General features: G+C 61.9%; 17 protein-coding genes and 2 pseudogenes. 8 read left to right on the plus strand and 11 right to left on the minus strand.

Going from position 1 to position 16440, the window contains the following annotated elements; all coding sequences use genetic code 11:
• Positions 1-145: 145 nt before the first annotated feature.
• A complete protein-coding gene (locus ND528_RS11555; protein WP_263470354.1) occupies positions 146-922 on the minus strand; it encodes an AraC family transcriptional regulator in 777 nt (258 codons plus the stop codon).
• A gap of 137 nt (positions 923-1059) precedes the next feature.
• Between ND528_RS11555 and ND528_RS11560 the strand changes: the two genes are divergently transcribed.
• Together ND528_RS11560 and ND528_RS11565 are read left to right on the plus strand one after the other, a co-directional pair.
• Entirely contained in the window at positions 1060-1287 is a 228-nt protein-coding gene (locus ND528_RS11560) for a DUF6555 family protein (protein ID WP_016775403.1), read from the plus strand.
• 49 nt (positions 1288-1336) lie between these two features.
• Entirely contained in the window at positions 1337-1609 is a 273-nt protein-coding gene (locus ND528_RS11565) for a hypothetical protein (RefSeq protein WP_137214711.1), read from the plus strand.
• Positions 1610-1631: 22 nt separating this feature from the next.
• Here the strand turns inward: ND528_RS11565 and ND528_RS11570 are convergent, their stop codons facing one another.
• The 3 genes from ND528_RS11570 to ND528_RS11580 all read right to left on the minus strand — a co-directional run bounded on the left by ND528_RS11570 (position 1632) and on the right by ND528_RS11580 (position 3306).
• On the minus strand, positions 1632-1799 hold the full coding sequence (locus ND528_RS11570) for a metallothionein (RefSeq protein ID WP_016775405.1): 168 nt from the start codon (positions 1797-1799) through the stop codon (positions 1632-1634).
• A 565-nt stretch (positions 1800-2364) separates the two neighbouring features.
• Positions 2365-2817 carry a DMT family transporter gene (locus ND528_RS11575; protein ID WP_016775406.1) on the minus strand — a complete coding sequence of 151 codons (453 nt, stop codon included), beginning with the start codon at positions 2815-2817 and terminating at the stop codon, positions 2365-2367.
• Between the two features lie 3 nt (positions 2818-2820).
• Entirely contained in the window at positions 2821-3306 is a 486-nt protein-coding gene (locus tag ND528_RS11580; protein ID WP_263470355.1) for a DMT family transporter, read from the minus strand.
• Positions 3307-3419: 113 nt separating this feature from the next.
• Here ND528_RS11580 and ND528_RS11585 point away from each other — a divergent pair, with 113 nt between their 5' ends.
• Positions 3420-4355 (plus strand): LysR family transcriptional regulator, encoded by a 936-nt coding sequence (locus ND528_RS11585; RefSeq protein WP_263470356.1) that lies wholly within the window; start codon positions 3420-3422, stop codon positions 4353-4355.
• Between the two features lie 134 nt (positions 4356-4489).
• Here the strand turns inward: ND528_RS11585 and ND528_RS28365 are convergent, their stop codons facing one another.
• The 3 genes and pseudogenes from ND528_RS28365 to ND528_RS11595 all read right to left on the minus strand — a co-directional run bounded on the left by ND528_RS28365 (position 4490) and on the right by ND528_RS11595 (position 7690).
• Positions 4490-5311: a methyl-accepting chemotaxis protein gene (locus ND528_RS28365; RefSeq protein WP_370695145.1), complete on the minus strand. Its 822-nt coding sequence runs from the start codon at positions 5309-5311 to the stop codon at positions 4490-4492.
• A gap of 36 nt (positions 5312-5347) precedes the next feature.
• Positions 5348-6172, minus strand: a pseudogene (locus ND528_RS28370) (cache domain-containing protein); the annotation flags it as partial.
• 201 nt (positions 6173-6373) lie between these two features.
• Positions 6374-7690 carry a Na+/H+ antiporter family protein gene (locus ND528_RS11595; RefSeq protein ID WP_024013513.1) on the minus strand — a complete coding sequence of 439 codons (1317 nt, stop codon included), beginning with the start codon at positions 7688-7690 and terminating at the stop codon, positions 6374-6376.
• A gap of 1542 nt (positions 7691-9232) precedes the next feature.
• On the opposite strand from ND528_RS11595, the pseudogene ND528_RS28375 reads away from it, so the two are divergent.
• Positions 9233-9379: pseudogene (locus tag ND528_RS28375) on the plus strand (HAMP domain-containing protein); the annotation flags it as partial.
• 102 nt (positions 9380-9481) lie between these two features.
• Positions 9482-10237: a methyl-accepting chemotaxis protein gene (locus ND528_RS28380; protein WP_408005034.1), complete on the plus strand. Its 756-nt coding sequence runs from the start codon at positions 9482-9484 to the stop codon at positions 10235-10237.
• Positions 10238-10441: 204 nt separating this feature from the next.
• Here the strand turns inward: ND528_RS28380 and ND528_RS11605 are convergent, their stop codons facing one another.
• Genes ND528_RS11605 through ND528_RS11620 form a run of 4 tightly spaced genes read right to left on the minus strand, consistent with a single transcriptional unit; the run spans position 10442 to position 13043 of the window.
• A complete protein-coding gene (locus ND528_RS11605) occupies positions 10442-11755 on the minus strand; it encodes a sensor histidine kinase (protein WP_130929656.1) in 1314 nt (437 codons plus the stop codon).
• Entirely contained in the window at positions 11752-12420 is a 669-nt protein-coding gene (locus ND528_RS11610; RefSeq protein WP_016775412.1) for a response regulator transcription factor, read from the minus strand. The genes ND528_RS11605 and ND528_RS11610 overlap by 4 nt, the downstream gene beginning before the upstream one ends.
• Positions 12421-12423: 3 nt before the next feature.
• Positions 12424-12735 (minus strand): PepSY domain-containing protein, encoded by a 312-nt coding sequence (locus tag ND528_RS11615; RefSeq protein ID WP_016775413.1) that lies wholly within the window; start codon positions 12733-12735, stop codon positions 12424-12426.
• The gene (locus ND528_RS11620) at positions 12735-13043 is read right to left on the minus strand and encodes a PepSY domain-containing protein (RefSeq protein WP_024013515.1); all 309 of its coding nucleotides are present in this window, start codon (positions 13041-13043) and stop codon (positions 12735-12737) included. The genes ND528_RS11615 and ND528_RS11620 overlap by 1 nt, the downstream gene beginning before the upstream one ends.
• Before the next feature lie 291 nt (positions 13044-13334).
• Here ND528_RS11620 and ND528_RS11625 point away from each other — a divergent pair, with 291 nt between their 5' ends.
• The 3 genes from ND528_RS11625 (at position 13335) to codB (ending at position 16432) form a co-directional block, all read left to right on the plus strand.
• Entirely contained in the window at positions 13335-14414 is a 1080-nt protein-coding gene (locus ND528_RS11625; RefSeq protein WP_263470358.1) for a patatin-like phospholipase family protein, read from the plus strand.
• Positions 14415-14499: 85 nt separating this feature from the next.
• On the plus strand, positions 14500-14856 hold the full coding sequence (gene queD / locus ND528_RS11630) for a 6-carboxytetrahydropterin synthase QueD (protein ID WP_007915588.1): 357 nt from the start codon (positions 14500-14502) through the stop codon (positions 14854-14856).
• 304 nt (positions 14857-15160) lie between these two features.
• Positions 15161-16432 (plus strand): cytosine permease, encoded by a 1272-nt coding sequence (codB, locus tag ND528_RS11640; RefSeq protein ID WP_263470359.1) that lies wholly within the window; start codon positions 15161-15163, stop codon positions 16430-16432.
• Positions 16433-16440: the final 8 nt, after the last annotated feature.

Genomic DNA, 16440 nt, shown 5'->3' on the forward strand with positions numbered 1-16440 from the left:
AGGACTTCTGAATTTCGGACAAACCTTCTGCAGCCGCCACAGAACCGTGTGGGAGCGAGCCTGCTCGCGAATGCGGTCTTCCAGTCAGCACTTCATTGCCTGGTGCAAAGCTTTCGCGAGCAGGCTCGCTCCCACATGGATCTGTTCAAGTTGCCGAGAATTGCGAAGGCGCCACCCCCAGCTCCCGGCGAAACATGTCGCTGAAGCTGCTCGGTGAATAACCCAGTTCGCGAGCAATGACGCTCACCGCCACGCCTTGAATCAACGCCGCCACCGCCGTCGCCAACTGCACCTGGCGCCGCCATTCGGAGAAGCCCATGCCGAGGCTGTCCTTGAACAAGCGCGCCAGCGTACGCACGCTGGCCCCGGCGTTCTGCGCATGCTGCTCGAACGGGATCTCCAGCGACGGCGCGGCCATCACGGCCTGACACAGATTCATCAGACGCCGGTCGGACTCATCCGGCAGCGGAATCTTCAGTTGCGAACGCCTGGCCCGGCGCAGTTCCAGCAACGCCAGCCCGACCAGTGCCTCGTAATACTCAGCCTCGCCGGCATCGCCCTGCGCCACAAGCCCGACGATCAACTCGCGCAGCAACCCGCCGACTTCGATCACCTGCACCGTCGAATCCAGGGTCGCCGCCAGCGCCGGGCGCAGGTAGATATTGCGCATCTGCAAATCCGACACCACACGAATCCCGTGCGGCACTCCCGGCGGCAACCACACCGCCCGCTGCGGCGGCACCACCAGCGCTTCGTGCGGGGTTTCCACCCACATCACCCCGCTCATCGCATACAGCAACTGCCCCCAGACATGCTCGTGCGGCTCGATGAACAAACCACGCGGATAGGTCCGCGCCAGCGGTTGCACGGGCACATCGGTGTCGGTCAGATCAGGGGGCGCGGCGAGGGCCATGGCGAGCATTCACAGGGGGTTGGCGAAGCCGCCATGGTAACCAGCACGCCCCGCCCTCGCCAACGATAGATACCGTCGGACAATCCGAATGAATTTTCCCGGCACAGCGCGATCCGTTTAATACCACAGGGAGGAATACGGGCTTTATGAACAACGCAAAACTTTACGTCATCGACTACACACTGCATGGCACCCCCAAGTCGTTCATTATCCGCTCGGACAAAATGGACAACGCCGAAGCCTGGCATTGGGCAAGCTGCGACGCGGGCGTGGGTCGCATCCCGCGCTTCGGCCGCGAGAAAGTGCAAAAGACCAGCAAACCGATGGCAGAAAAATTCGGTCTGGAAAACGTCACCTGGCGCCAGACCAACTGACCCCACCGCCTTCACCGCAGGCTTGGCAATCGACAGGGGGAATCGACCGATGACCGACACTTATCACCCGGCCCGACTGGACTACGGCCTGACCACCTTCTTCGGCCAGATCACCAAAACGGTGAATTGCGCAGTCGCACTGGAAACGGTCGCGGATGACCCTTATCGCTTCACCCTGTGCGTCCAGGCACCGGTACCGGAAGACCTCCACCAAGCGAAGATTGTGGTGGTCAAGGTCGAAGGGCGAACACTGCAAGGCACGGTGAGGCACTTTGAGCGACAGGAAGACGACAGTCTGAAAATGGAAGTGGAGCCTGATTAGGCTCCACTTTTTTTTGCCGCGCTTATTTCGGATGAGCGCAACCGCAGCCCTTCATCGCACACTCTTCACCGTGTTTGTGGTGATGAGCGCAAGCCTCGCAGCAATAGTGTTTGCCGTGCACAGCGTAGGAATGTTCGCCTTCTTTGATCGTGCAATTGCAGCCCGGGCAGTCGCATTTTTTATCGGACATGGGACAGACTCCTTGCGTGGTGGTTGTCTGAGGCTTGCGAGCAAGCCATAAGGGACAGTGTAGAAGGTGGTGTTGCAGGCTGGCCAACTGTTGAGAGATTGGGCGACGCAGAAGTGGCTTTCGCGAGCAGGCTCGCTCCCACAGAACAACTGCGCGCAGCACAGACCTGCGCAGACATCAAAAGCCCCTCACCCTAGCCCTCTCCCGGAGGGAGAGGGAACTGACCGAGATGATTGCGAGAAACCCGCCGACGTGGAATACCGAGTCGAACGCAAATTTTGAAAAGCCCGAAAATCGGCCCCCTCTCCCCCGGGAGAGGGCTGGGGTGAGGGGCGAATCCCAGCACAAAACCAAAGCCAGACACCACCCGCTCCTAACCACTCAAAACAATGAGCGCAAGCTCGAGTACCGCTTTTGATCTTGATCTCAGAGCCCGTCGGCAGGCTGAGTGGAGGGATTGATCCGGACGTGCGAGCGCAGCGACCGAACGACGCAGTCGTACACAGCGGAACCGCCAGAAGCAACACCCGCAGCAACGGATATGTACACAGTCAAACAAATAAAATCACTGCGCCTGCCTCGAACTCCGATACATAAACACCAAAGCCACCGCCAGACACACCATCGCCAGCATCCGGCTCGGAGACAAGCCGATCGCCGGATTCCCCAACCAGCCAAAATTATCGATCAACATCCCCATCCCCAACTGCCCGACAATCACCGCCACCGTCGCCACAGCCGTCCCGACCACCGGCACCGCGCCAACCATCACCATCATGTACACCACGCCAAACAGCGCCCCGGTCAACTGCCACTTCGGCACCTCAAGCAGACTCACCGCCTGCGCCGGCTCGAAAAACAGAATCAACAACCCGGTCACCACCGCGCCCACCGCAAAGGTCAGCAGACTGGAACGCAGCACACCCACCGTCTCCCCCAGACGACCATTGATCGCAGCCTGTACACTCAACACCGCACCGGCCAACACCACCACCGCCAACAAAATCACCAGACCCATCACTCACCCCCACGCAATCAGAACCAAAGCCACCACAATCAAGCCCAACGCCAGCCAGCGCTCGCCGTTGACCTTCTTGCGCGTCGCGCCGAACCAGCCGAAATGGTCGATCAGCACACTCTTGCCGACCTGACCGGACAGAATCGCAATCATCGTCATGGCAATGCCGATATGCGGCGTCGCCAGCGTCAGCACCACCACGTAGATCGGCCCGAGAAAACCGCCGATCAACTGCCAGCGCGGCAGTTCGGTCAGCGCCGGACCTTTTTGCGGACCGGCAAACAGCAGGAGCAAAAACAGAATTGCCGAACCCACGCCGAAGATGCTCAACGTCGCCCACAAATGCCCGACCTGCTCGCCCAGCGGCCCGAGCAATCCGGCTTCTACCGACAAGCCCATGCCGGCAAGGATCACCAGCGGCAGCAACAGCAGACGCAACACCGACCTTTTTACCGGTGCAGCAACCACCCCTTCATCCAACGTCTGCATACATAACCTTCCACGCTCAAAAACAATGGCGCGGATTATCGGCTGGCGCCGCTGTGCGATAAATGGGAGCATCCGGACAACACTTTTGCGCATCACGCACAGCGAGACACAGCATGCAGGGGCTCAACGAACTCGGATTCAAAGCGTTAAGGCTGTTTGTAGCGGTCCTCGACCACGGCAGTTTTTCCGAAGTCGCCCGCCGCGAAGGGGTCGCGCCCTCCTCGATTTCGCGGCAGATCCAATTGATGGAGCAGGCGCTGAACCAGCAATTGCTCTACCGCCACACCCGCGCCGTCACCCCGACCGAAGCCGGGCGCACGCTCGGCCACCATGCGCGGTTGCTGTTGGTGCAACTGGAAGAAGCCGAACAGGCGTTGCAGGAACAGCAAAGCGAACCCACCGGACTGGTGCGCATCAACGCCCCGGTGGTGTTCGGCCAACGCCATCTGACGCCCTGGCTGGGTGAGCTCTGCGCGCGCTATCCGAAGCTGCAACTGGATATCCAGCAAACCGACCATTACGTCGACCCGTTACAGGAAGGCGCCGACCTGCTGTTTCGCATCGGCGCGCTGCACGATTCAAGCATGCAGGCACGCGTTCTGGCGCCGCACCGCTTTCAGGTCGCCGCCAGCCCGGCCTATCTCAAACGCCAAGGCACGCCGCAGCATCCGGACGAACTCGCGCAGCATCAGTGCCTGGCCTACAAAGGCGCGGCCGGTCAGCAGCGCTGGTTTTTCCGCCGTGATGGCGAGGACTGGACGCCGTACACCGTCAAAGGCCCGATCACCGGCAACCACGCCGACACCCTGACCCAGGCCGCCCAGCAAGGCTTAGGGCTGGTGATGTTTCCGTCGTGGCTGATTGGCGAAGCGGTGCGCGAGGGCACACTGGTGCCGGTGCTGGGGGAATATCAGGTGTCGAACAGTCTGGAACCGCAGCAGATCGCCGTGCTGTGGCCGGGGAGCCGGCGGTTGTCGGTGAAGGTCAGGACGGTGATTGATTTTTTTGTCGAATGCTTTGGCGAGATTCCCTATTGGGACAGATCTTAAGCCCTACACAAATCCAAATGTGGGAGCGAGCCTGCTCGCGAATACGGTCCGTCTGATATCAGAGCAGCGTCTGATACACAGCTTTCGCGAGCAGGCTCGCTCCCACAGGGTTTATGCAGGGCTCCAGAATTGCGTCAGATACGGAACTGCCCGACCAGCTTGCCCAACCGCTGCCCGAGCTCCGCCAGACTGCGCGACGTTTGCGCGCCCAGTTGCGTTTCATCGGCGACGCTGTCCACCGCCACAGCAATCTGATGCACGCTGCGGTTGATCTCTTCGGCCACGGCCGTCTGCTCTTCCGCTGCGCTGGCGATCTGCGCGTTCATCGAGTTGATTGTCGCGATCAACTGCGCCATGGCATCCAGCGATGCACCGGCCTGATTGGCTTGCTGCGAAGTACCGTCGCCAGCCTCGCTGGAACGGCGCATCGCTTCGACCGCCTGCTGCGTGCCGGCCTGCAAGCGGTCGATCATGCCCTGGATTTCCTGGGTGCTGATCTGCGTGCGGCTGGCCAGTGCGCGTACCTCGTCCGCAACCACCGCAAAGCCACGACCGGCCTCACCGGCGCGCGCCGCTTCGATCGCGGCGTTAAGCGCCAGCAGGTTGGTCTGCTCGGCAATCGAACGGATCACCCCAAGCACGCCGACGATCGAACTGACGTCCTGCTGCAAGCTGTCCAGCGACACGCCGCTGTTGCGGATATCGTCGACCAGCGCATGAATCTGTTTGATGCTGCCCGCGACCACGCGCTTGGCGCTCTGGCCTTCTTCGTCGGTCTGCTGCGCGGCGACGGCGGCGTTTTGCGCGCTCTTCGCCACTTCCTGAGCGGCGGCGGACATTTCGTTGATCGCGGTGGCGACCTGATCGGTTTCGTGGCGCTGACGCTCCATCGCCTGATCGGAACGCTGCGCCTGTTCCGAGACCTGGGTGACCAGCCCGGTGAGTTGCGTGGTCATCTCGGTGATCTGCCGCACCAGGCCGTGGATCTTGTCGACGAAGCGGTTGAACGAGCCGGCCAGTTCGCCAAGTTCGTCCTGGCTGGTGATGTTCAGGCGCCGGGTCAGGTCGCCCTCGCCCGCCGCGATGTCGTCGAGGTTGGCTTTCATCAGGGTCAGCGGACGCAGAATGGTGTTGGCCAGCAGCATGCCCGCCGCCGCAATAACCAGCAGCACCAGCACCGCAACGCCGACAATGCTCAGCACCACGCCTTGCACGCGCTCCTGCACTTGCGCCTCGACCAGCGCCACTTGCGCTTCGATGCCGTCGAGGTTGACCGAAGTACCGACCGCCATGTCCCACTTCGGCAGGTATTCGGTGTAGCCGAGCTTCGGCACCAGCACCTTGGCGTTGCCCGGCAGCGGCGAGCTGTATTGCAGATAGTGAGTGCCGTCCTTGGCCACCTTGACCAGGCCGAGGTTGACGTAGACGCCGTTCGGATCACGGTTGTCCTTGAAGCTTTTGCCCACGCCGTCGGGGTCGTTGGCCTTGAACAGGCGCACGGTCTCGGAGTCGTAGCCGAAGAAGTAGCCGTCCTTGCCGTAGCGGATGCCCGAGAGCAATTTGATCGCCTGCGCCCGCGCCGCGTCGTCGCCCGGTGCGGCGGCGTCGTACAGCGGTTTGATCGTGGTCATGGCCACGGCGACGTAACTTTGCAGGGTGGCCTTGGCGTCGCTGAGCAGCCGCTCGCGGGTCTGTTCGACCTCCTTGCGCGCCTGTTCCTGGAGGATGAACAGCGTGGTCACGCTGATAACCAGCGCAAAGAGCAGCACCGGCAGAACGGCAAGGGACAGGACTTTAGCCTTGAGACTCAGGCGCATCGGGGGACTCACTCTTTTGATTTTGTTGGCGTGGTTAAAGGCTTTAACGGCACGCCGGAGCAAAAGTTGAGTCTTGAAACATCGCCGCCCCCCCTGTGGGAGCGAGCCTGCTCGCGAAAGCGTTGGCTCAGCAACCTGTGTGTCGACTGACACGACGCCTTCGCGAGCAGGCTCGCTCCCACATGGGGCAATTGTGGATTCTTACAGAACCATCGCCGCCACCCAGCCAAACACCAGCAGCGGCAGGTTGTAGTGCAGGAAGGTCGGTACGACGGTGTCCCAGATGTGGTGATGCTGGCCGTCGATGTTCAGACCCGAGGTCGGGCCGAGGGTCGAGTCCGAGGCCGGTGAACCGGCATCGCCCAGCGCACCGGCAGTGCCGACGATGCAGACAATGGCGATCGGGCTGAAGCCCAGTTGCACGCACAACGGCACGAAGATCGCTGCGAGAATCGGCACGGTAGAGAACGACGAACCGATGCCCATGGTCACCAGCAAGCCCACCAGCAGCATCAACAAAGCCCCGACACCTTTGCTGTGATTGATCCAGGCCGCCGACGATTCGACCAGCGTCTGCACCTGCCCGGTGGCCTTCATCACCTCGGCAAAGCCTGAGGCGGCGATCATGATGAAGCCGATCATCGCCATCATTTTCATGCCTTCGGTGAACAGATCATCGGTCTCGCGCCATTTGACGATGCCCGACACCGAGAAAATCAGAAACCCGACCAGAGCGCCGATAATCATCGAGTCCAAGAGCAACTGCACCACGAATGCCGAAGCAATGGCCACACCGGCGATCATCAGGCTCAGCGGGTTGTAGTGCACCGCCGTCTGCTCGACCTGTTCGATCTTCGCCAGGTCATACACGCGCTTCTTGCGATAGCTGATGAACGCCATCGCCAGGCCGAAGACCATGCCCAGCGCCGGAATGCCCATGGCGTGGGTGACATTGATGCCGCTGATGTCGACGCCGCTGCGCGCGACGTTGGCCAGCAGGATTTCGTTGAGGAAGATGTTGCCGAAGCCCACCGGCAGGAACATGTACGGGGTGATCAGGCCGAAGGTCATGACGCAGGCGATCAGACGGCGATCGAGTTGCAGCTTGGTCAGTACATATAGAAGTGGTGGCACCAGCAGCGGAATGAACGCGATATGGATCGGCAGGATGTTCTGCGAAGCAATCGCTACTACCCACAGCAGGCCGATCAGCAGCCATTTGACGTTACCGCCGCCGGTTGCATGCTGCCGATCCACCATGGCCAGGGCCTTGTCGGCCAGCGCATGGGCCAGGCCCGACTTGGCAATCGCTACGGCGAACGCGCCGAGCAAGGCGTAGGACAACGCCACGGTCGCGCCGCCGCCCAGACCGCTGTTGAACGCCTTGAGTGTTGCGTCGATGCCCAGACCACCGGTCAGGCCACCGACCAGCGCCCCGACGATCAGCGCGATCACCACATGCACGCGCGACAGGCTGAGGATCAGCATGACGCCGACGGCTGCTATGACTGCATTCATTTCACTACCTCAAAAAACACTGCGGGTGAAAACACACCGCCAGACAGGATGAGTCCGCCCGGGATTGGCCGGCGGATGTGTACAGAGGGTCTTGTTAGAGGGCGCGCACTGTGCCGCAGAGTGGCGGCGGTGTCAAAGCCCCGTGGCGAGGGGATTTATCCCCGTTGGGTGGCGAAGCCGCCCCCGGCAAACTTCAAATCAACCCTATACGCAGGTGTCACGACTGCTTCGCAGCCGAACGGGGATAAATCCCCTCGCCACAGGACCACAGGACCACAGGACAGGACCACAGGCCCCGCATGCGGCAATCGGTCATATTGCGCTCACGACATAAAGAAAGCCGAAACGCGGCCGCTACAGTGCAAAGTCTCAGATATTTATCGGATAAGGATGTTTTCCATGTCGCTCAGACAACTTTCCATCCAATGGAAAATCACCCTGCTCGCCGGCCTCTGCCTGGCCGGTATCGTGACCCTGTTGGTCGGTCTTTCGCTGTATCGCATGGAACACAGCTCGGCGCTGGTCAAGGCCTCGAGCATGGAGATGCTCACCGAGTCGGCCCAGGCGCGGATCGAGTCGCAAGGTGAAGTGCAGGCCGCCGGCATTCGTCAGCAGTTCATGGACGCTTATCAGTACGGCCACGGCTTCTCGCGGCAGGTACTGTTTTTGCGTGAGCAGGCCGAGAAGCGTTTTCTCGATGCCTTCGACCTGCGCGAGGACATGACCCGTCAGGTCAAATCCGCGCTGCAAGCCAACCCGGACCTGCTCGGCCTGTCGCTGGTGTTCGAAGCCAACGCGCTGGACGGCAAGGACGAACTGTTCGCCGATCAGGCTGAACTGGGCAGCAACGACAAGGGCCGTTTCGCCCTGTACTGGTCGCAGCCGACCCCGGGCAAAGTCACCTCGATGGCGCTGCCGGAAAGCGACATGAGCGACACCAGCACCGGCCCCAGCGGTCAGGCCGCCAACGCCTGGTTCACGTGCCCGCGCACCACGCTCAAACCGTGTGTGATCGAGCCGTACTTCTATGTCATCGACGGCCACAAAGTGCTCATGACCAGCATCGTCTTCCCGCTGCAGGTCAATGGCAAAGTCATCGCCTCGCTGTCAGTCGACATCAACCTCAACAGCCTGCAAGCGATCAGCCAGAACGCCAGCCGCAAGCTGTATGACGGCCAGACCGCCGTCAGTATTGTCAGCCCCGCCGGCCTGCTCGCCGGTTACAGCCCGGATGCCGGCAAACTCAGCCAGCGCCTGGATGCGGTGGATCAGGCCAGCGGCAGCGAGTTGCTGCGCCTGCTCGCCGCGAGCACTGGCGTGAGCAGCCTGCACAGCAACGGCCAGTTGAAGGTGCTGTCGCCGTTCCAGCCGATTCCCGACGGACCGGCATGGGGTGTGTTGCTCGATGTGCCGGAGAAAGTCCTGGTCAGCCGCGCCGAAGCGCTCAAACAGCAACTGGATGCGAGCAATACCTCGGGTACGCTGATCGAACTGAGCCTGGGCCTGCTCGCCGCGCTGATCGGTCTGCTGCTGGTGTGGCTGATGGCGCGCAGCGTGACCAAGCCGATTCTCGGTGTGGCGCACATGCTTGAAGACATCGCCAGCGGCGAAGGCGACCTGACCCGGCGTCTGGCCTATGACAAGCAGGATGAACTCGGGCAACTGGCCGGCTGGTTCAACCGGTTTCTCGACAAGCTGCAACCGATCATCGCCGAGGTGAAACGCTCGGTGCAGGACGCGCGCAACACTGCCGACCAGTCGTCGGCCATCGCCACCCAGACCAGCGCAGGCATGGAGCAGCAATATCGCCAGGTCGATCAGGTCGCCACCGCGTCCCACGAAATGAGCGCTACTGCCCAGGACGTTGCACGCAGCGCCGCGCAGGCCGCCGAAGCCGCCAAGGACGCCGACCGCGCCACCCGCCAGGGCCTGACCGTGATCGACCGCACCACCGCGGGCATCGACACCCTCGCCGCCGACATGAGCGCAGCGATGGTTCAGGTCGAAGGCCTGGCTGCGAACAGCGAGAAAATCGGCACGGTGCTGGAAACCATCCGCGCCATCGCCGAGCAGACCAACCTCCTGGCGCTCAACGCCGCCATCGAAGCCGCCCGCGCCGGTGAGGCCGGACGCGGTTTTGCCGTGGTCGCCGACGAAGTGCGCAACCTTGCGCGCCGGACTCAGGAGTCGGTGGAGGAAACCCGCCAGGTCATCGAGCAACTGCAGAACGGCACGCAGGAAGTGGTCGGTTCGATGGGCAACAGCCATCGTCAGGCCCAGGGCAGTGTCGAGCAGGTTGGCCAGGCGGTGACGGCGCTGCGGCAGATCGGCGATGCGGTGACGGTGATCAGCGACATGAACCTGCAAATCGCCAGCGCCGCCGAAGAGCAGAGTGCCGTGGCCGAGGAGATCAATAACAACGTGGCGACGATTCGCGATGTGACCGAGTCGCTGTCGGGCCAAGCGAATGAATCGGCGCGGGTCAGCCAGTCGCTCAACAGCCTGGCGAATCAGCAGCAGCGGTTGATGGATCAGTTTCGCGTTTGATGCACAAGTGCGGGGTGTCAGTTCCAATCCCCCCTCACCCCAGCCCTCTCCCCCCAAGGGGGGCGAGGGGGAAAGGGAGCCGATCTTCATGCCATTCAAGTCCTGAGTTCGACTCGGATTTCAAGTGGATGCATCTCTCAAGAACAACACAATCAGTCCCCTCTCCCTCTGGGAGAGGGTTAGGGTGAGGGGCTTTTCAAGGGCTCACCGCCGAGGCAGTTCAATCACCACTTTCAACCCGCCCCACTCGCTTTCGCCCAGCACCAGCAAGCCACCCCACGTATCGACAATATCCCGCACGATCCCAAGGCCGAGCCCATGCCCGTGGGTCTGCTCATCCAGTCGCGTGCCACGGCTGAACACCTGAGTGCGCTGCTCTTCGGGAATCCCCGGGCCGTCATCTTCCACGCTCAGGGCAAAGCCGTCAGACCTTTCGATCACACTCAAGCGCACCTCGGCATCGGCCCATTTGCAGGCGTTGTCGAGCAGATTACCGAGCAGTTCGAGCAAGTCCTCGCGGTCCCACGGCAGTTGCAAGCCCGGCGGTGCGACGTAACTCAAGGCCAGATGCTCGCCGTGGATCATGTTCAAGGTCGCCAGCAACCCCGGCAGCTCGGCATCGCAATCGAACAACGCGCCGGGTAGCGCATCCCCCGACAACCGCGCGCGATTGAGTTCGCGATTGAGGCGCTGCTGCACCTGTTCCAATTGCTCCTTGAGAATTCTGCGCAGCTCGGGATGGTCATCGAGCTTGTCGCTGGAGGCCAGGCTGAGCAGCACCGCCAGCGGGGTTTTCAGCGCGTGGCCGAGGTTGCCCAAGGCATTGCGCGAGCGCTTGAGGCTGTCTTCGGTGTGGGCGAGCAAGTGATTGATCTGCGCCACCAGCGGCTCCAGTTCCACCGGCACCTGATCGTCGAGTTGCGAGCGCTGGCCCTGTTGCAACTGAGCGATCTGCTCGCGCGCGCGCTCCAGCGGTTTCAGCGCGCGGCGCACGGTCAGGCGTTGCAGGAACAGGATCAGCAGCAACGCCGCCAGCCCCAGGCCAAGGCCGATCTGGCGCATGCGCTGGAAACTGTCGCTGACCGGCGTGTAATCCTGGGCGACGCTGATCGAGATCGACTGACCCAGGCGTCGATAGTCCGAGCGCAGTATTAGCAAGCGTTGCCCGCCCGGGCCAAGTTGCAGGTTGCTGTGCAGCCCCGGGTGTTGCAGCAGTGGCAGTTCCTGATCCCACAGCGAGCGCGAACGCCAGTGGCTGTCGGAGAAATCGATGCGAAAGTAATGCCCGGAAAACGGCCGCTGATAGGCCGGCGAGAGATGCCGCTCATCCAATTGCAAACCTTGCGGGCCGCGCACCAGCGCCACCAGCAGGCTTTCGCTGTCGTTGCGCAGGCCGGCTTCGAGGTAGCGCTGCAAACCAACTTCGAACAACCACAGGCTGGTTTGCGCCAGCACCAGACCGACGATCACCATCACACTGATCAAACCCAGGCTCAAACGGCGCTGGATTGATCTCATGAAGCTTGCCCGCCGAACAGGTAACCCTGGCCGCGACGGGTTTCGATGACGCTTTTGCCGAGCTTGCGCCGCAGGTGATTGACGTGGACCTCGAGGACGTTGGAGTCGCGCTCGGTCTCACCGTCGTAGAGGTGTTCGGCGAGGTGGCTTTTCGAGAGGATCTGTTCCGGGTGCAGCATGAAATAGCGCAGCAGACGGAATTCAGCGGCGGTCAGCTGAATGTCGGCGCCGTCGCGAACCACGCACTGGCGACCTTCGTCCAGATGCAGGCCGGCGGCTTGCAAAGTCGGCTGGTTGGCCTGGCCCTTGGAGCGGCGCAACAGCGACTGAATGCGCAGGTACAGCTCTTCCGGATGGAACGGTTTGGTCAGGTAATCGTCAGCGCCGGCCTTCAGCCCTTCGATGCGCTCGGCCCAGGAATCACGCGCGGTAAGGATCAGCACCGGAATCGCCAGGCCGGCGGCGCGCCACTGCGCCAACACGTCCAGCCCCGGCACGCCGGGCAGGCCGAGGTCGAGGATGATCAGGTCATAGGGCTCGCTGCTGCCCTGATACACCGCGTCCCGGCCATCGGCCAGCCAATCCACCGCGTAGCCTTGGCGTTGCAGGCCGGCGAGCAATTCGTCGGCCAGCGGTACGTGGTCTTCCACCAGAAGCAAACGCATCGATCAATCTTCCTTGTCTTTGACTAACTCGCCGGTATCGGCCTTCAAGTGCAGCTCGCGCGCCACGCCTTCGACCGTCAGCAATTCGACTTCGTAAATGTACACGTCGTGTTTTTCTTCCAGCTCGACTTCCAGCAGCTTGGCGCCGGGGTAGCGATCCATCGCCTGCTGCAGCACTTGCTCCAGCGGCAGGATCACGCCATCGCGACGCAGGGCCAGCGCCTCGTCCTGATCGAGATCGCGAGCCATGGCCGTGCTGCACAACAACACCAGCGCCAGCGCCGTGAGGCGGGTGGCGCGACTATTCAGCTTCATTACGTATCCTGATGATCCCTGAGCACTTCACCATCGACCGCGTTCAACTCCAGATCCCACTTCAGCCCTTTCGGGTCGCGCAGTTCGATCTGGTAAATGAACTTGCCGTACTCTTCCTCCAACTCGGTTTCGGTGATTTCCGAACCGGGGTGTTTTTCCAGCGCGATGGCGTTGAGCTTCTCGAAGGAGACGATAGTACCAGCGTCGCGCAAACGAAGCGCTTCGTCGGGTCCGAGATCGCGCGCGTATGCGGTGCTGGCGGTGAGGCAGATGATCGAGGCAGTGGTCAGGGCAGTCAGGGTTTTCATGGGTGTCTCCGAATTCTTATATGTTGCTTACGGTGGGCACCTTAGCGGGGTCAACTTAACTGAAACTGAATGGCCATCATTGTGCCCTATTGCTGGCAAGGTCCCCTGTGGGAGCGAGCCTGCTCGCGAAGGCGCAGTGTCAGCCGCAACGATGTTTCTGACCCACCGCTTTCGCGAGCAGGCTCGCTCCCACACTGGTTTGCGTCTGCCCCCCTTGTGGGGCAGGCTCACTCCTACATGGGCCTGCAACATGTGCTTATAATCGCCAGCTTGCTAACGATCGAGACCGGTATGACCGCCATCCACATCAAGTTTCCCGCCCTCACTCTCAAGGCCGGCCCGCGGGCCATGGCGCGGATTCGTGCGCAGGGATTGCACGCCGCTGACGTCGGCACCCTGCCCGGTGCGGCCGGTGGGCCGAAGGCGTTGGGGATTCAGGGGCTCGATCTGGCGTTGTTCGGCGAGTGGCTGCCGAGTGCGCCGCGTGAGCGTTCGCTGATCGGCGCCTCGGTGGGTTCCTGGCGCTTCGCCAGCGCCTGCCTGCCGGACGCCGCCGAAGGCATTCGCCGCCTCGGCCAGCTGTACGCCGAGCAGAATTTCAACAAAGGCGTGACCATGGCCGAGATCAGCCAGAGCTCGCAGCGCATGCTCAATGACCTGCTCGACGGCCGCGATGCGAGCATCCTCGAAAACCCCGATTACCGACTGAACATCATGGTGGTGAAAAGCCAAGGCCGCCTCGCCGAGGATCATCGCGGGCGCCTCGGTCTGGCGCTGGGTTCGGTGATCGCCGACAACCTGCGCGGTCGTGCGCGGCTGTCGCGGCACTTCGAACGGCTGATCATCCACGATCCGCGCCTGGCCCCGCCGCTTGATGCCTTGACCGATTTCCCCTCGCGTTTCGTTGCCCTCAACACCGGCAACCTGCGCCAGGCCCTGCTCGCTTCCGGATCGATCCCGATGGTCATGGAAGGCGTACGCGACTTGCCCGGCGCCGGCGCGGGTACGTTCCGTGACGGCGGTTTGCTCGACTACCACCTCGACCTGCCCTACAGCGGCGACGGTATCGTGCTCTATCCGCACTTCACCGATCGAGTGATTCCCGGCTGGTTCGACAAGACCCTGCCCTGGCGCCGCGCTTCGGTGCAGCGTCTGCAAGATGTGCTGCTGGTCGCGCCGTCGAAGGAATATCTGGCGCGCCTGCCCTACGGCAAACTGCCCGACCGTAACGACTTCAAACGCTTCATGGGCGATGCGCCGAGCCGGCAGAAATACTGGCACACGGCGATGGACGAGAGCCGCCGACTGGGCGACGAATTTCTCGAACTGACGGCCAATGGTCGCCTCGCCGAGCGCTTGCTGACCCTTTAGTCAGCACGGCCAAAGACAAGCTGATAAACTCGCCGCCTGCCCGAATCGCTGCGGCGAACGCCATCTGAACAGAGCCGAAAATACCGTGGAAATCTTCAAAGAATTTACTTTCGAATCCGCCCACCGCCTGCCGCACGTCCCGGACGGCCACAAGTGCGGACGCCTGCACGGTCACTCGTTCAAGGTCGCGCTGCACCTGAGCGGCGACCTCGATCCGCACACTGGCTGGATTCGCGATTTCTCCGAGATCAAAGCGATTTTCAAGCCGCTGTATGAGCGTCTTGACCACAACTACCTGAACGACATTCCCGGCCTGGAAAACCCGACCAGCGAAGTGCTGGCCAAATTCATCTGGAACGAGATGAAGCCATTGCTGCCGGAACTCAGCGCGATCCGCATTCATGAGACGTGCACCAGCGGCTGCATTTATCGCGGCGAATAAGCAACACACATCTCCCCGCCCCTGTGGGAGCGAGCCTGCTCGCGAAAGCGTCGTTCCAGTCAATTTATTCGGTGACTGACACTCCGTATTCGCGAGCAGGCTCGCTCCCACAAGAGTCCGGCGCCAGGTTTGACTCATCTGCCGTGCACATCACAGGCTCGCTCCCACATTGGGCTCCTGGTGCATTAAGTGCACTGCTTTCGCGCTGAAAACCCCAGTCGCGTCTCCACATTCGGTCACTTGCGTCGCTTGGCACGACCGCTGCAACCCTTCTGCGTCTTCCCCTTCCAGCAAGGACTGCCCCATGACGCAGAACGCCTCCGGCAACGATTACCCGCTCAGTGAAGTCCCCATGCACGCGCGCAAAGGCCTGGCCTCGACGGCGATGGTGTTACTGGGCTTCACGTTTTTCACCGCGACCATGTTTGCCGGCGGCAAGCTGGGGGTCGCGTTCGGTTTCGCCGAGATGATGGCGGTGATCATTGTCGGCAACCTGCTGCTCGGTCTGTACGCGGCAGGCTTGGGTTACATCGCCTTCAAGAGCGGCCTCAATTCAGTGCTGATGGGCCGCTTCTGTTTTGGCGAAGTCGGCAGCAAGCTCAGCGACCTGATCCTCGGCTTCACCCAGATCGGCTGGTACGCCTGGGGCACGGCAACGGCAGCGGTGGTGATCGGCAAGTATTTCAATCTCGATGAAAGCACCGTGCTGGTCCTGATGGTGCTGTTCGGTCTGGGTTTCTGCGCTACGGCGTACATCGGTTATCGCGGCCTGGAAATTCTCTCGTACATCGCGGTGCCGGCGATGATGTTGCTGCTGATGCTGTCGATGTGGGCAGCGACCGTGAAAGTCGGCGGTTTCGAAGGCTTGCTCAGCGTGGTGCCGAGCGGTTCGCTGGACTGGTCGACGGCGATCACCCTGGTCTTCGGCACCTTCGTCAGCGGCGCGACCCAAGCCACCAACTGGACGCGTTTTTCGCGCTCGGCAAAAGTCGCGGTGCTGGCCAGCCTGATCGGTTTTTTCATCGGCAACGGCCTGATGGTGCTGATCGGCGCATATGGCGCGATCGTCTATCAACAGCCGGATGTGGTTGAAGTGCTGCTGTTGCAGGGCTTCGCCATGGCCGCGATGGCCATGCTGTTGCTGAACATCTGGAGCACGCAGGACAACACCATCTACAACTTCGCCGTGGCCGGCTGCAACCTGCTGCGTACCGGTCGGCGCAAGACCGTGACCCTGGGCGGCGCTGTGATCGGCACCCTGCTCGCCCTGCTGGGCATGTACGACATCCTGGTGCCGTATCTGATTCTGCTCGGCACGGTGATTCCGCCGATTGGCGGGGTGATCATGGCTGACTTTTTCTATCGCTGGCGCGGCCACTATCCGCGTCTGGCCGACGCACGGTTGCCGGCGTTCAACTGGCCGGGGCTCGGGGCCTACGGGGTGGGCACCGTCGCTGCATTCAGTTCGCCCTGGGTCGCGCCGCTGGTAGGCATTGCCGCTGCCGCGCTAACGTATGTCATCGTCACCGGTGTGCTCGGCGCCCGTCGCGTCAGCGCACCACTACAAGACCTATAAAAAGGATT

The sequence above is a fragment of the Pseudomonas mercuritolerans genome (assembly GCF_025706525.1).
Taxonomy (GTDB): Bacteria; Pseudomonadota; Gammaproteobacteria; order Pseudomonadales; family Pseudomonadaceae; genus Aquipseudomonas; species Aquipseudomonas mercuritolerans.

Coding starts and splice junctions, on each gene's coding strand:
- ND528_RS11595 (WP_024013513.1), bottom strand. CDS start 7,690: ATGAATGCAGTCATAGCAGCCGTCGGCGTCATGCTGATCCTCAGCCTG.
- ND528_RS11580 (WP_263470355.1), bottom strand. CDS start 3,306: ATGCAGACGTTGGATGAAGGGGTGGTTGCTGCACCGGTAAAAAGGTCG.
- ND528_RS11615 (WP_016775413.1), bottom strand. CDS start 12,735: ATGAAGCTGAATAGTCGCGCCACCCGCCTCACGGCGCTGGCGCTGGTG.
- ND528_RS28365 (WP_370695145.1), bottom strand. CDS start 5,311: ATGACCACGCAACTCACCGGGCTGGTCACCCAGGTCTCGGAACAGGCG.
- ND528_RS11570 (WP_016775405.1), bottom strand. CDS start 1,799: ATGTCCGATAAAAAATGCGACTGCCCGGGCTGCAATTGCACGATCAAA.
- ND528_RS11605 (WP_130929656.1), bottom strand. CDS start 11,755: ATGAGATCAATCCAGCGCCGTTTGAGCCTGGGTTTGATCAGTGTGATG.
- ND528_RS11575 (WP_016775406.1), bottom strand. CDS start 2,817: ATGGGTCTGGTGATTTTGTTGGCGGTGGTGGTGTTGGCCGGTGCGGTG.
- ND528_RS11585 (WP_263470356.1), top strand. CDS start 3,420: ATGCAGGGGCTCAACGAACTCGGATTCAAAGCGTTAAGGCTGTTTGTA.
- ND528_RS11610 (WP_016775412.1), bottom strand. CDS start 12,420: ATGCGTTTGCTTCTGGTGGAAGACCACGTACCGCTGGCCGACGAATTG.
- ND528_RS28380 (WP_408005034.1), top strand. CDS start 9,482: ATGGAGCAGCAATATCGCCAGGTCGATCAGGTCGCCACCGCGTCCCAC.
- codB (WP_263470359.1), top strand. CDS start 15,161: ATGACGCAGAACGCCTCCGGCAACGATTACCCGCTCAGTGAAGTCCCC.
- ND528_RS11625 (WP_263470358.1), top strand. CDS start 13,335: ATGACCGCCATCCACATCAAGTTTCCCGCCCTCACTCTCAAGGCCGGC.
- ND528_RS11560 (WP_016775403.1), top strand. CDS start 1,060: ATGAACAACGCAAAACTTTACGTCATCGACTACACACTGCATGGCACC.
- ND528_RS11565 (WP_137214711.1), top strand. CDS start 1,337: ATGACCGACACTTATCACCCGGCCCGACTGGACTACGGCCTGACCACC.
- ND528_RS11555 (WP_263470354.1), bottom strand. CDS start 922: ATGCTCGCCATGGCCCTCGCCGCGCCCCCTGATCTGACCGACACCGAT.
- ND528_RS11620 (WP_024013515.1), bottom strand. CDS start 13,043: ATGAAAACCCTGACTGCCCTGACCACTGCCTCGATCATCTGCCTCACC.